This window comes from Desulfurispirillum alkaliphilum (assembly GCF_055378285.1).
Window position 1 is genome coordinate 2542896 of sequence record NZ_AP042405.1, and the last position, 14903, is coordinate 2557798.

A 14903-nucleotide genomic window follows, 5' to 3' on the forward strand; every position below is an offset into this window, starting at 1 on the left:
ATGAACATACTCATAATCGGCGCGGGTCGCGTGGGCCGCGAGCTGGCCAAGGTCTTTTCCGCCCATAACGATGTCACCATCGTCGATAATGACACGGACCGCCTGAGTAAGGTAGCCGAGGACCTTGATATCCTGCCTGTCCTTGGTGACGCCGTGGAACCGGGAACCTATGAGGCGTTCCGGGAAAAGGATACCGCCTTTGATGTGGCCATCGCGGTCACCAATGCCGATGAGGTCAATATTGTCGCCTGCATGCTCATCTGTGATCTGATGAGTGTGGCGCGTCGCATTGCCCGTATCAACCATGAATCCCTTGACTATGAAGCGATGCGGGCGCGTACCGGCATTGACATGTTTATCTCACCCCACCACCAGGCGGCCATGTCGGTCATCGATCTGGTGGAACACTCCTGGGCGCGGGATATCATCCACTTCCGCTTTGACTGCGTCAAAGCCCTGGCGCTGCAGATTGACGACGAAAACCTTGATGGAATAAGTGTCTACGAGCTCATGAAAAATTTTCGCGGACGGACTATTGTCTGCGCCATCGAGCGCTACAACGGCGAACACGGCGGCGAACTGGTCATCCCCCGCGGCAACACCCGCATTCACCTGCGCGACTATATCTACTTCCTGGGAACTGAAAGCGACCTGCACACCTTTGCCGAAACCTCAAAAATCCCCCTGCCGAAATTCCCCAAGCGCTGCGTAGTGCTTGGAGCCAATAATATCGGCATCAAGGTCGCCCAGAAGCTCATTGAGAAGGGCGCTTCGGTGAAGCTCCTGGATCGCGACGAAAAGGAATGCGAAAGGGCGGCCATGATCCTCCAGGATCAGGCGCTGGTCATCAACGACCGTCACTCCACCCAGGGCATCTTCTATCAGGAAAGCCTCTACCTGGCCGACCTGCTGATCTCCGCCACCATGGATGATGAATACAACCTCATCATGGGCATCAGCGCCCTGCGCACCGGCATCAAGCGGGCCATCTGCCTGAACTCCAACGCGGACTACTACGAAACCGCCCACAGTATGGGCATCGACGTGGCCGTTGGGCCCAAGCTGGCCACGGTAACGGGCATCGTCCAACGCCTCTCCAGTGAGAAAATCGTCTCTGAAAGCTCTTTCCTGGGAGGTCGGGGTATGGTGCTGCACTGGGTCGTCCACGAAAAATCCAGTGTCATCGGCAAGCGCATTTCCGAAATTGCGTTCCCTGAAGGCGCGCTGGCCGTGGCGGCTATTCGCAATGGCACCGCCATTATCGTCACCGGTGACTTTGAGCCCCAGGAAGGGGATACCATTATCATTTTCTGCAAGCACGAGAGCCTTGCCAGTGTGAAAAAACAGATCGCGAGGTAATGGTGACTCTCAAAAACCTGCTCAAATCCCTCAGCGTCATCACCTTTGTCATGGGCTGTTCCATGATCTTCCCGGTCATCACCGGCATCGTCTACGACGAGCCTTTTCTGCCCTTTCTGCTGCTGATGCTGAGTGTCCTGGCTGTCTGCGGCGCCATCCTGTGGGGGCTGCGCCACCATAACGCCAACCTGAATGTCCGCGAAGGAGCCTTTGTGGTGACCTCCATCTGGCTGATACTCGGGGTCGTGGGCGCCCTTCCTTTTGCTTTCTACGGTGCAACCCCTTCGTTCAGCGATGCTGTCTTCGAAACCATCAGTGGGTTTACCACCACAGGGGCATCCATCATGAGCGATATCGAAGCCCTGCCGAAGATGCTGCTCATGTGGCGTTCCGCCATGCACTGGTTCGGCGGCATGGGGATCATCGTCTTCAGCATCGCGGTACTCCCCATGGTAGGCAACGGCGCCCTGCAGCTCATCAAGGCCGAAGGCATCATGGATGAAAAGCTCACGCCCCACATCCGCGATACCGCCATGGCCCTGTGGAAGGTCTACCTGGCCTTTACCATCGCCAACGCCCTGCTGCTGTACTGGGCGGGGATGCTTCCCTTTGATGCCATCAACCACGCCTTTTCCACCATCGCCACCGGCGGGTTTTCCACCAAGAACGACTCCTTTGGCCACTATGCCCACAACGACGCCATCATGTGGATCACCATCTTCTTCATGGTGATTTCCGGCATCAACTACCTGGCCCACTTCAAACTGCTGAAGAAGGACTTCAGCGGCTACCGCACCAGCGAGCCGCGCCTCTACCTGCAGCTCTTTTTTGCCATTTCCCTGCTGGCGGGTCTGATGATCTTCCTGCATCAACCCCAGCAGCTCGGCTTCTATGAGTCCATGAAGCACTCCTTTTTCACCATCGCCTCCATCATGACCACCACCGGTTTTGCCAGTATCGACTATGTGGACTGGACCAACGCCTTCCTCATCTTCACCATACTGGTGATGGTCATCGGCGGCTGCGCCGGCTCCACGGCTGGTGGCGTCAAGGTTATCCGCTACGTGGTTCTCTTCAAGGCGCTGGCGGTGGAGATCAAGCGCATGGTGCATCCACGGGGGGTATACGTGATGCTGATGGACAACCGCAAAATCACGTCGGGAATCCTGACCGCCATGCTGGGCTTCTTCGCCCTCTACTTCTGCACCAACGCCGCTCTGACCATCTATCTTTCCATGCGCGGCCTGGATCTGACCACAGCGCTGAGCGCCTCCCTGGCCATGGTGGGCAATGTGGGTCCGGGACTTGGCCTGGTCGGCCCCATGGACAACTACAGCTTCATGGCGTGGTACGATAAGCTGATCCTCAGCCTGGCCATGGTCATCGGCCGTCTGGAGTGCTATACCTTCTTCCTGCTCCTGAGCCGCTCATTCTGGAAACGTTTCTGAACCTGTGACTCCTCCTGAAAAGGGAAAGAGAACCGATGCTGCAACCCCACATGATCGAACAGGCCCCCGATGCCCCCGGCGTCTACACCATGTACGCCGGTGCGGACACCATTCTCTATGTGGGCAAGGCGAAATCGCTGATCAAGCGCCTGCGCAGCTATCTGGCCTCGGATCTGCCGGTGAAGATAGCCCGCATGGTCTCGCTGGTGGAGCGGGTCGAGTATGTGCAGGTCTTCAATGAAAATGAAGCCTTTATCCTGGAAAACACCCTCATCAAGCAGCATCAGCCCCGCTATAATACCCTGCTGCGTGACGACAAAACTTACCCCTTCATCCGCATCGATTTCCGCCACCCCTACCCTCGCATGACGGTGGTACGCAAGATCAAACCCGATGGCGCCCGCTACTTCGGTCCCTTTGTCCACGGTTCGGGTGTCTTTCGGCTGTTTCGCCTGCTGGAGCACATTTACAAGCTGCGCAGCTGCAGTGACACCGAATTGCAGAAGCGTTCCAAACCCTGCATAGAGCACGAGATCGGCAACTGCCTGGCGCCCTGCGTCTTCGTCGTCAAGGATACCTACCAGGCGGAGCTCATGGAGCTGGTGGATTTCTTCCGGGGCAAAAGCCGCGCCACCGTGCAGCGCATGGAGGATCAGATGAAGCGCGCCGCCGCCACTCTGGATTTTGAACGCGCCGCCGAAATCCGCGACCGTCTGGCCTCCATTCACAAGGTCATCAACGCCCAGATGGTGCTGGACTGCGCCGGAGAAAACATCGACGTCTACTACCTGGAAAAGCATCCCGCCCGGGACCGCTACCTGGCTTCCATCCTGATTATCCGCGACGGCAAGCTCTCGGGCAGCTATGTCAAGCGCCTGCTCTCCTGCGACACGGACGCCGAAGCCGTGGCGGCGATTCTGCGCGAGTACATGGCGGGGCTGAACGCACCGGATCTCATTGTCAGCAATCTGCCACTGCCCCAGGAGGAACAGGAGCACTACGAGGCGTTCCTGAAACACCAGCGCATTGATTTTCGCGTGCCCCAGCGGGGCAAGAAGGTCCGGTATCTCGAACTGGCGCAGGTCAATCTGGAAAAGCACGGCGACAAGCAGGCCCAGGAAGAGGCCAGCGAACTGATGCAGCGCCTGGGGCTGGCGAAGCTCGAGCGCATGGAATGCTATGATATTTCGGCCTTCCAGGGCAGCTACCCCATAGGTTCCATGTCGGTCTGGGAGGATGGTGAACTGCTGCCATCGGCCTACCGTCTCTTTCGCCTGGAGGGCTTTGACCAGAACGACGACTACCTGATGATCGCCCGTACCCTGCAGCGCCGTTTCCAGGGATCGCTGGCCTCGGAGAACCATCCCGATCTCATCCTCATCGATGGTGGCGCCTCGCAGCTCAATATGGCCCAGAAAGTTCTGGAGGAGCTGGCACTGGGCATTGCGGTTATCTCCATCTCCAAGGGGCGCAGCCGCAAGAGCCGGGGGCAGGAGAGCAAGCACTATGACGAAATCCATATTCCCGGCCGCAAAAATCCTATTGCCGTGCGCGGGCGTTCCGTATACCGTGTTCTGCAGCATCTGCGGGACGAGGCGCACCGCTTCGGCATCACCGCCCACAGCCGAGGGCGCGACCGTGAATCCCTGACCAGCTCGCTGCTGGCCATTCCCGGCATCGGCCCCAAAAGCCTGCAGAAAATCCTGGCGACCTTTTCCAGTTACGAGGATATTCTCCAGAACCAGCAGCAGCTGGAGGCGCTCTGCGGAGACCGGGTTGCCAGCGCCCTGGTTCAGTATCTGCAGCAGCACGCCGAACCGTCAACACCACCACACGAGGAAACACCATGAAGCATATCCCCATAGCCCACATACTCAGCGGCCAGCATACGGAGCAGTCCGTGACCGTCTGCGGCCTGGTGCGCACCTGCCGCCAGTCCAAGCACATTACCTTTATCGCCATCAACGATGGCAGCTGCTTTGAAAGCCTGCAGATCATCAGTGAACTGCCCGCCGATCAGACTGCAGACATCTCCACCGGAACCGCCCTGCGCTGCCACGGACACGTGGTACCCTCGCCGGGAACGGGTCAGCAGTGGGAGCTGCAGGCGCAGTCCATCGAAATCACCGGCGAAGCTCCTGAATCCTACCCCCTGCAGAAAAAACGCCACAGCCTGGAGTTCCTGCGTGGCCTTCCCCACCTGCGCCCCAGGTCAAACACCTTCAACGCGGTTTTCCGCCTGCGCTCGTCCCTGAGCCACGCGATTCACCGCTACTTTGCCGACCTGGGCTTCCACTGGGTGCAGACGCCTATTATCACGGCCAATGACTGTGAAGGCGCCGGAGAGCAGTTTCGCGTCACCACCCTGCCGGCGGGAGACACCCATATGGAGCAGGACTTTTTTGGGCGCCCGGCTTCGCTCACGGTCAGTGGCCAGCTGGAGGGAGAGGCCTTCGCCACGGCCCTGGGCAGAATTTATACCTTCGGCCCCACCTTCCGCTCGGAAAATTCCAACACCTCGCGCCACCTGGCGGAGTTCTGGATGGTGGAGCCGGAAGTGGCTTTTGCTGACCTGGACGATATCATGGCACTGGCGGAAGACTTTGTTCAATCCATGGTCGGCCATGTATGCGACACCTTTGCGGCCGAGGTGGCGTTCTTTGAGCAGCATATGGAAAAGGGTCTGTTACAGAAGCTGCAACAGACCACTGCGGGATCATTTGCGCGCATCACCTACACCCAGGCCATTGAAATCCTGCTGGAGGCTCCCCGCTCCTTTACGTTCCCCGTAGCCTGGGGGGTGGATCTGCAGTCGGAACATGAGCGCTACCTTTGCGAAGAACACTTCCAGAAACCCGTCTTTGTCACCGACTATCCGAAACAGATCAAGGCGTTCTACATGAAGCTCAACGATGATGGCACAACGGTGCGGGCCATGGATCTGCTGCTGCCTGGCATAGGGGAGATCATCGGCGGCTCCCAGCGCGAGGACGACATTCATGTCCTCCAGCAGCGCATGGAAGAAATCGGCCTTGACATGGAGTCCATGGACTGGTATCTGGAGCTCCGGCGTTACGGAAATCAGCCCCATGCCGGATTTGGCCTGGGACTGGAGCGGCTGCTGCAATATGTCACGGGAGTGCACAATATTCGCGATGTCATTCCCTTTCCCCGGGCACCCAAACTGATTTAACCGCCTGCTGCCGGATCTCCGGAACAGGCGAGCCGGAAAAACGGGCGTTCGGGGGGCGCGTTTTTGTGTACTTTTTGCGCGGTCAAAAAGTGCAATATCCGGAAGCAAAAGGATGAATACCAGATAAGTCAAGCATTCAAAATCAATACAGTTTCCGCGCGATAAATGCTAGAATAATAACATCTTAACCAAAAACAACAAGATGTGAAGCTTCCGTGTTAACAAACGAGTAACCATTCACGGTCACGCAGTTGTATTTCAGCAGGAGCGCCTGTGTTCCGAGAGCGAGCCCGGATGGCGAGCGACGGAGACTCGAGCCACGGATGAAAGCGAGTGTCTCCGTGAGGAATGCGGGCGCGAATGCTGCTACACCGTGAAGGGTTACACAAACGATAACATTCTCCTGACAATTTCAGACTGAGAAAGATCACCCATGCCCCTGCCCGAAAGTCTACGTACCATCTGTATCCTGCGCCTCTCCGCCCTGGGCGATGTGTGCAATCTGGTGCCCGCGGTGCGCGCCATCCAGCGACGCCACCCCCAGGCCAGCATCACCTGGGTGATCGGCAAGGCCGAATATCTGCTGCTTCAGGGCCTGGAGGGTGTGGAATTCATCGTGTACGACAAGGCCAGTGGTGTGAAGGGGCTCCTGGAACTTCGGCGTTCGTTGAATGAACGGTGCTTTGATGTGCTGCTGCTTATGCAGGTGGCACTGCGGGCCAGTGCGCTCTCCCTGGCGATCCGGGCCAGGACGCGCCTGGGCTTCGACCGGAAGCGGGCCAAGGACTTTCAGTGGCTTGTAACCAACCACCATATTCCCGAATCCGCAAACGGGCATGTGCTCGACGGCTTTCTGGACTTCGCCCGCATGCTGGGAGCCCGTGACCTCAGCCTGCGCTGGAATATCCCCATTCCCCCGGAGGAGCGGGAAAAGGCGCAACTGCTGGTTCCGGAGAATACACCCTATATTGTCCTCAGCCCCTGCTCCACCCAGCGCACCCGCAATTTCCGCAACTGGTCAGCACAAGGGTACGCTGAAGTGATCCGGCATATAGCCCAGCAGTACGGCATCGCCACGATCCTCACTGGAGGCAGAACCAGTACGGAGCTGCAGTACGGTGAGCAGATCAGCCTGCTCACCCCGGACACCACCATCAATGCCATCGGGGGCACCTCCCTGAAGACTCTGCTGGCGCTGATCGGTGGCGCAGTCGCCGTGATTGCCCCCGATTCCGGACCCATGCACATGGCCACGGCCATGGGTACACCGGCCATCGGCCTCTATGCCGGATCAAATCCCCTGCGTACCGGCCCTTACCTCAGCCAGCAGTGGGTCGTAAACCGCTACCCCCATGCTGTCAGAACCTACATGGGTACGTCTGAAGACAAACTGCGATGGGGACAGCGTGTCCGCCATCCCCATGTCATGGATATCATCAAGCCCATTGACGTCATCGAAAAATTTGATACGCTTATGTTGACCGTCAAACAGAATCAGTAGTCGGAGTGTAACTCAGCCTGGTAGAGTACACCGTTCGGGACGGTGAAGCCGGAGGTTCGAATCCTCTCACTCCGACCATTTCCCTTCTCTTGCCCCCTCTTGTGCATTTCCATGATGCTGAATAATTTCCAGGGCCCGCGTCTGCCAGTTCAGGATCGCTGTTTTGCGAATCATCTTCGGGTACAGCTGCGGCAGGCTCTCGGCGATCACCCTGGCGGCAAAGTCCGAGAGAAAGCGGGACTTCAGCTCCGCCCGGGCGCGATCCATGCCCACTTCGCGGTAGGGCGCCGAAGCCAGCAGAAAGAAACCATCGTCGCGGATGCGCCCCTCGCGCATATTGGCTTCAATTATGGAAGCGGCCTTGGCAATGGGGCCACTGAGATCAGGGCTGTAAGGGCCAACGATCAGGGCCACATTGGGCACGTGGAGAAAATCGAAGCCCCGTCCGACGCAGATCATCCACTCCTGGTGGTCGATGTTGAGTTCACGCTTGGTCTGCCGCATCTGGGCAATGTGACGGATATTGCCCATGGCCAGAGGCAGCAGGTCACGGGTAATCTGTACCGGCATATCGGGGCAGAGGGCGCGAATGGCTCCATAGAGGCCCTCTTCATCTGCCTGACTGATGGTCGCCATATTCAGGGTGCGTTCTTCGTCACCGTGGAAAATCAGGGCGTCTTCATCGGTCTCGAAACCGCACACCATGGGATACACTGTCTGGTGGGCGGAACCGAAAATGGCCTCCACCTGCTGGCGGATCTGGTAGGTGTGCTCCATGGCCGCGTCACAGTCGTAATGAAACCCGGCGCAGCCGCGCTCACGACTTCCCTTGGAGTAGTGGTAGGTGATGAGGATCAGGACTTTTTTGCCGGCGCTGACGGCGTCATTGACGGAGTTGAAGAGTACCTCTCCCAGGTAGGGCCAGCCCAGGTCAAACATGCCGCCCAGGTTCCGCATGGGGGTGATGATGCCGAGTGGGGTCTGGGTGGCGTAGGGGATATGGATCCGTCCATCCATGCACTTGAGCACAATCACCATGGTATTGTGCTTGGCCTGGTAGAGTTTACGGGCCAGCTGCGCTTCCGGGCTGCAGAAAACCTGGGAGTGCTGCTGGCTCAGATCCAGTATCCAGTCGATGCGTTCGTCGATGCTCCTGGTGCCGTGCTGATGGATCATGAGTACCTCCTCGTGTCCGCAATACCCGTTGTGCTAGAAGCGCAGGGCAATTTTTGCCGTAAGGGTTCGCACATCCCCCGTCGTGTCTGCCTCCACGGTTACCCCGACCAGGGGCATAATGGCAATGCGCGCGCCCACCGTGAAGCGTTTGAGGGAGAAGGTCTCCTTGTCAAGCTCATCCACTCCGTCTGGATCGCTGGTAACCTTGACCATGCCGGCATTCACATAGGGTGTGATAATGGCAAAATCGTAGGAAGCGCCGACTTCCACTGCCGTGGTATCAAAAGAGAGATCGTCTACGCCGCTGAGTTTGGAGTGGCTCAGCCTGGCCGCCAGTGCCGGAGCCAGTGCCCCGCCATCCCAGATACTGTAGCGCAGCTCATAGCCCATCAGTTTCAGGTCGGAACTGGGGACGGAAGTATAGGCGACACCAAAGTCAAGGGGAATAAAGGGCAGCCCGACCTGAGCTGTCAGGCGGGCCAGGGGCAGTGAACTGGAAAAATCGTTCTCGCCCACCTTTCCCCAGGTGCCAGTGTTGTTGAGGCTGGAAACACTGACGTCGGCACCCAGCTCAAAGCCGGGCAGCACCCCCCCAGCCGGTAGGCGGGAGCCACAGAACGATAGGCGAAAGCGGCTCCGATATCTTCGGACATGCTGCGGAAAACCTTCTGGGGCTCTGACTCTGTGAGGAAATCTTCAATACTGATATCCCGGGCCCACAGCGGTGACGCCAGCAGTGCAACGACCAGGGCAGGTGCAAAAAAGCGTTTCATAGATATTCTCCTCAGGAACTGCGTTATGACATAAAAACGATATGTCCTTACTCAAGTTTTGCATCTATCATCTTGACTTAAGGAACTATTAGCATGACACTTACCCCGCGAAAACAGCATTGATCTTGCATGCTTGACTCACCTGGTATTCCTCTTTTCGTTTCCGGATATTGCCCTTTTTGACCGCGCAAAAAGGGCACAAAAACGCGCCCCCCGAACGCCCGTTTTTCCGGCTCATTGCTCGCCTGTTCTGGAGATCCGGCAGCAGGCTGCTCAAAGAGGCCCATCTGCTGCGTTGCCGGGCATCGCTCGTCACTGCGACGTACAGGGAGTACGCCTCACTCCTTCGCTTCGCCCGCGCCTTGCACCTGAGCCTCTTTGCGTTGCCTGACCCCTGCATCCCTGCAGTGCTGCCGGACCACTCACTTCCTGTGAGTGTCCCGTTCGGGTCTTGCCAGCCAGGCGTCGCACTCACCGGACGGGCTCAGGGGGGGAACGGCCTGTTTCTGTCTCTCCCCCCGTGTACTTTCCCAGCCAGGACGCGCCGACTATCAGGCTGCTGAAAAGCCCTCATCTGCTGCGTTGCTCGCCAGTGCTCGTCGCTGCGACGTACAGGGAGTACGCCTCGCTCCTCGCTTTGCCCGCGCCTTGCACCTGAGAGCTTTTCAATTGCCTGTATAACGCGATAGACCCGCAGGGTTGCCGCCACGACGGCGGCAACCGCAAACCAAAAGCCACGGAGGGCGGTTGTTTGCGGTCCCCAGTTCCAGGCAAGCGGACGGCTGAAAAGGACAGCACTGGGGGTCGCTTTTGCGCCACTTTTAGCGACCCAAAAGTGGCAAAAGAAACTCATAAACAGGATGAGGGCAATGTCAAGTGACGCAGTCTATGCAGAACCATTTCCGCCATTCCTACATCGCATCAGAGTCGGCGCAGACAACCTGCCGTTTCGGGGTGCGAAACAGCAGTCCTTACTATGCCTCATTCTCAATACACAGGCAAGGTGAACCTGTGCCAGGCTGCTCTGCGGGGCACCCACGCAAACGAGAGGCTTTCTCATCATTCGATCCGATTTCCGTTGCAATGGTCACTTTATTCACGTTATAAGCGGGTGTTTCCATGAATAACCCCTGCCAGCAATACCCTGAACCGGCAGGCACACGAAAAAATCAGCGGTCCGTGTCGCAGATGATTTTCAACAGCCTGCTCACCACCTGAAATCGGACTTTCCATGAAAAAGAATCTGCTGCTGTTTCTCCTCGCCATTGTCTCCATCTTCCTCTGGTTCCAGGGACCACCGCAGTTTTCCCAGCCCACAGCGCCAACGTCTCCAACAGCCCGCACTGCGCCCCAGGTTACTATCAGCGAAGTTCTCTTCGCCCCCATGTACACGGTGCGCACATTTTCGGGCTCCCTGGAATCCGAAGAGCAGTTCAATGTCTCGGCCAGAGCTGCCGGTACGCTGCAGGAGCTCCAGGTGGATATCGGTGACCGGGTTCGCAGTGGACAGATACTGGCAAATCTCGAGGACTCTCAGCAGTCCCTTGTGGTCGCCCAGGCCAGTGCAGAGCTGATGGTGGCCATCGCCAACGAGGATGACGCTGCCTCGCGGGCGCAGCTGGCTCAGGTGAGTATGGAACGCGTGCGCTCACTGCACCGACAGAATATCACCTCTTCGGCGGAACTGGATCAGGCCGAAGCCGAGTGGGAGGCCCAGCAGGCCCGTCTGCGCCTGGCCCAGGCCCAGGTGGAACTGAAGCGCCTGGCACTGGAGCAGGCCAAACTGCAGCACTCCTATTTCACTATCACCGCCAGCTGGAACGATGGCATTCCCCGGGTGGTGGAGCGCCGCCTTGTGCAGCGTGGTGCCTATCTGGCATCGGGAACGCCCGTATTCACCCTGGCAAAAATCCATACCCTCACTGCTACGGTGTTCCTGACCCAGGCCGACTACTACGCCCTGAATCCGGGCGATGCCGTAGAAATCACCGTCCCTACCCATCCGGGCGAAATATTCCATGGCACCGTTGTGCGCAAGGCACCAGCCTTTGATGAACTGTCCCGCCACGCCAGGGTGGAAATTTCCCTGCCCAACCCCGAGCTGAAACTGCAGCCTGGGATGTTCGTGCAGGTCAGATGGCGCTCTGAGAGCGAACATCCTGTCTATCAGGTTCCCCATAACGCGATTACCTACCGCAATGGCAGGCCGGCCATCTTCCTCTTTGATCCCAACAGCTCCACGGTGCAACAGGTGGAGGTGCACACTGGCCGCGAAGATGCCCGCATGGTGGAGGTTCTCTCACCGGAAATCTCCGGCTTCGTCATCGTAGCTGGTCACGAGCGCCTGCGCGACGGCGACACGGTCTCAGGCGGGCAGAAAAAACCATGAGCCCTTCATCTTTAGCAGTACAACGCCCTATCGGCACCATCATGGTCATCATGGTCGCGGTGTTCTTCGGCCTGCTTTCCCTCTCACGGCTGCCCATCGACCTGATGCCCGACATGACCTATCCGACTCTGAGTGTCGTAACCACCTACGATAACGCCAGCCCCGAAGAGGTGGAGCGCCTGGTCACCATTCCCCTGGAGCGGGCCCTTGGCATCATCAGTGGTATTGAGACCATCAACTCCACCTCCTCCCGTGGCACCAGTGTGATTCGTCTCAGCTTTACCTGGGGTACGGATCTGGACGTCGCCGCCAACGATATCCGCGACCGTCTGGACAGGGCCATGCGCACTCTTCCCGAGGGGATCGACCGCCCCCAGTTGCGCAAGTTCGATGTCTCCGCCGCTCCGATTCTCATCCTGGGCGCCACTGCCAATCTCGACCCGGCCACCCTGCGCCATATCGCCGAGGAAGAGATCGGCTCCCGCCTGGAACGCATTGCCGGTGTCGCTGGTATAGAGGTATGGGGTGGCCGTGAGCGGCAAATCACCATCAGAGTCAACCCGGTGGCCCTGGAGTCCTACTCCCTGACCCTGCAGCAGGTGCAAAGGGCCGTGGAAGAGGCCAACCGCGACTACTCCTTCGGCGAGATTCAGCGCGGTGACTTTGAGTATCAGCTGCGTTACCCAAGCCGACTGCAGGGGCTGGAGGACTTTCCCGATATCATCGTCGAACGGCGCAATGACAACATCATCCGCCTGCACCAGATTGCCACCATCGAAGAGGGGCATGTCCGGCAGGAGCGCATAACCCGCATCAACGGAGAGCCTGGGGTGCGCATCGCCGTGCGCAAGCAGGATGGCAGCAACACCGTTGAGGTGGCCGAGCGGGTCAAACGGGAGATGCTGCACATTGAGCGGGCCTTTCCCCAGTTTCGCATGATCACCCTGTCGGATACGTCCACCTACATTCAACGGGCCATTGCCAATATCAGCTACTCCATGCTGTACGGGGGCAGCCTGGCGGTCATTGTGCTGCTCTTCTTCCTGCGTGATATCCGCAGTACCGTTGCCGTGGCGACGGCCATTCCCGTCTCGGTAGTGGCGACCTTTGTGCCGGTTTATTTCTCGGGACTGAGCCTTAATATCATGACCCTGGGCGGCCTTGCTCTGGGAATCGGCATGATGGTGGACAACTCCATCGTAGTTCAGGAAAATATCAACTTTCTGCGCCGCACTCCTCCCTGGGACACGCGGCAGACGGCATCCCTTGGCGCACGTCAGGTAACTCCCGCCATCATCGCCAGTACCCTGACCACCATGGTCATTTTTCTCCCCCTGTTTTTCACTGAAGGTATCTCGGGGCTGATGTTTCGCCAGATGGCCTATGTGGTGGCCTTTGCCCTGCTGTGCTCGCTGATTATGGCCCTGCTGCTGGTGCCCGTCCTCAACTGTGGCGGCAATACCAGGGGGGCGCACACTTCCCGGTGGAGTTCGGCACTGCTGCGGATCTTCAACCGGATGCAGAACGCCTATGAAAGGGTGCTGCACTTCTCTGTGCAACGTCGCTTCGGCACCTTTGCCATGGTGGCGCTGCTCTTCATTCTCTCCTTGAATGTGGCTACCAGGCTCGGCAGCGAATTCATGCCCGCGGCTGACGAAAGCAGCGTGCGCATCTTCGTGGAAATGCCCCTGGGCACCCGCATGAACGTTCTGGATGAACAGGTGCGCAGCCTGGAGGAACAGCTGCGCCAGCTGACACCGGAGCTTCGCGCCTACGACACGCGGGTGAGCCGCAACGGGCGGGCGGAAGTTCGGCTTTCCCTGCTGCCACCCTCCCAGCGCCAGCGCTCCAGCGAACAGATCGCCAGTGACCTTCGCCGCCAGATAAAGCTCAGCCCGGGAACCATTGTGCGTACCCGTGCCGAGCAGGGGCTCTTCATTATGCGCATGCTCAGCAGTACCGATGATGACCGCCTTGAAGTCGTCATCCGGGGGCACAATATCGCGGAACTGGAGCGCTGGGGGGATATCATTGAAGCGGAGCTGGCGACCATCCCTGGCATCACCGATGTGCGCCGCGGGCAGTTTGCCTCTTCGGTGGAAACGCACCTGCGGGTCAACCACGACCTGACCAGTCGCATGGGCGTGCAGGTGGAGGATGTCATGCGCGCCATCCGCGCCAGCATGGATGGTTATCAAGTCAGTCTGCTGCGCAAGGATGGCAGAGAATCACCTGTATACCTTGCCATTGAGGGAGAGGGCCGGGGTGACCTGGATGCCATCGGCAACCTGCGGGTGCGCAGTGAGAGCGGTCAGACAGTCGTACTCCGCCAGCTGGTCAGCATAGAGAGTGCCGATGGGCCACGGGAGATCAACCGACGCAATCAGCAGCGGTTTCTTTCGCTTTCCGCCAATAACGAAGGGCGCGATATCGGCAGTATCGGACGGGATATCGAAGAGCTGCTGATCGGTCTGGAGATGTCAGCGGAGTATTCCGCCACCCTGGAGTCGGACTTTCAGGAGCAGCAGAAGGCCTTCCGTGAGCTCATCATCATGATCAGCCTGGCTGTGCTGCTGGTCTTCATGATCCTGGCGGCCCTCTACGAGTCCGTGAAAGCGCCCCTCATCGTCATGGTCTCTGTCCCCATGGCTTTTATCGGAGCTATCATGGCGCTGTGGATTTCCGGCAGCACCATCAACATGCAGTCGCTGATCGGCATGATGATGCTGGCGGGTATTGTCGTCAACAATGCCATCCTCATCGTCGATTACGCCATTCGCCTGCAAGCCAGAGACGGATTGAGCGCGCTGCAGGCGGGAATAGAGTCGGCCAAGCGCCGCTTTCGACCAGTGCTGATGACATCCCTGACCACCATGTTGGCACTGATGCCTCTGGCTCTGGGGATCGGCGAGGGAAGCGAGGCCCAGGCGCCCATGGCCCGCGCGGTCATTGGCGGACTGTTCAGCTCAACGGCCATCAGCCTCTTTATTATACCCATTGTCTATCACTGGGTCATGGCAAAGCGTGGAGTAGCTCTTCACGGTGAAGCGTAACGAAACGGGCG

9 protein-coding genes and 1 tRNA gene are annotated in these 14903 nt (G+C 58.5%); 8 read left to right on the plus strand and 2 right to left on the minus strand.

Features of this window, described 5'->3' with window-relative positions:
* From ACZ46I_RS11435 to ACZ46I_RS11460, 6 genes are all read left to right on the plus strand, one after another.
* The gene (locus ACZ46I_RS11435) at positions 1-1359 is read left to right on the plus strand and encodes an NAD-binding protein (protein ID WP_464280869.1); all 1359 of its coding nucleotides are present in this window, start codon (positions 1-3) and stop codon (positions 1357-1359) included.
* Positions 1359-2807 (plus strand): TrkH family potassium uptake protein, encoded by a 1449-nt coding sequence (locus tag ACZ46I_RS11440; protein ID WP_464280870.1) that lies wholly within the window; start codon positions 1359-1361, stop codon positions 2805-2807. The genes ACZ46I_RS11435 and ACZ46I_RS11440 overlap by 1 nt, the downstream gene beginning before the upstream one ends.
* A gap of 35 nt (positions 2808-2842) precedes the next feature.
* Entirely contained in the window at positions 2843-4657 is a 1815-nt protein-coding gene (gene uvrC / locus ACZ46I_RS11445; RefSeq protein ID WP_464280871.1) for an excinuclease ABC subunit UvrC, read from the plus strand.
* On the plus strand, positions 4654-6000 hold the full coding sequence (gene asnS / locus ACZ46I_RS11450; protein ID WP_464280872.1) for an asparagine--tRNA ligase: 1347 nt from the start codon (positions 4654-4656) through the stop codon (positions 5998-6000). The genes uvrC and asnS overlap by 4 nt, the downstream gene beginning before the upstream one ends.
* Before the next feature lie 433 nt (positions 6001-6433).
* Entirely contained in the window at positions 6434-7501 is a 1068-nt protein-coding gene (locus tag ACZ46I_RS11455; RefSeq protein WP_464280873.1) for a glycosyltransferase family 9 protein, read from the plus strand.
* Position 7502: 1 nt separating this feature from the next.
* A tRNA-Pro gene (locus tag ACZ46I_RS11460) sits at positions 7503-7579 on the plus strand.
* Here ACZ46I_RS11460 and ACZ46I_RS11465 read toward each other — a convergent pair.
* Positions 7568-8677, minus strand: coding sequence for a carboxysome shell carbonic anhydrase (locus ACZ46I_RS11465; RefSeq protein WP_226508923.1), 1110 nt, complete (start codon positions 8675-8677; stop codon positions 7568-7570). The two genes, ACZ46I_RS11460 and ACZ46I_RS11465, sit on opposite strands and share 12 nt — an antisense overlap.
* A gap of 33 nt (positions 8678-8710) precedes the next feature.
* Positions 8711-9265, minus strand: coding sequence for a hypothetical protein (locus tag ACZ46I_RS11470; RefSeq protein WP_464280874.1), 555 nt, complete (start codon positions 9263-9265; stop codon positions 8711-8713).
* 1416 nt (positions 9266-10681) lie between these two features.
* Between ACZ46I_RS11470 and ACZ46I_RS11475 the strand changes: the two genes are divergently transcribed.
* Positions 10682-11839: an efflux RND transporter periplasmic adaptor subunit gene (locus tag ACZ46I_RS11475; protein WP_464280875.1), complete on the plus strand. Its 1158-nt coding sequence runs from the start codon at positions 10682-10684 to the stop codon at positions 11837-11839.
* The gene (locus ACZ46I_RS11480) at positions 11836-14892 is read left to right on the plus strand and encodes an efflux RND transporter permease subunit (RefSeq protein ID WP_464280876.1); all 3057 of its coding nucleotides are present in this window, start codon (positions 11836-11838) and stop codon (positions 14890-14892) included. The genes ACZ46I_RS11475 and ACZ46I_RS11480 overlap by 4 nt, the downstream gene beginning before the upstream one ends.
* Positions 14893-14903: the final 11 nt, after the last annotated feature.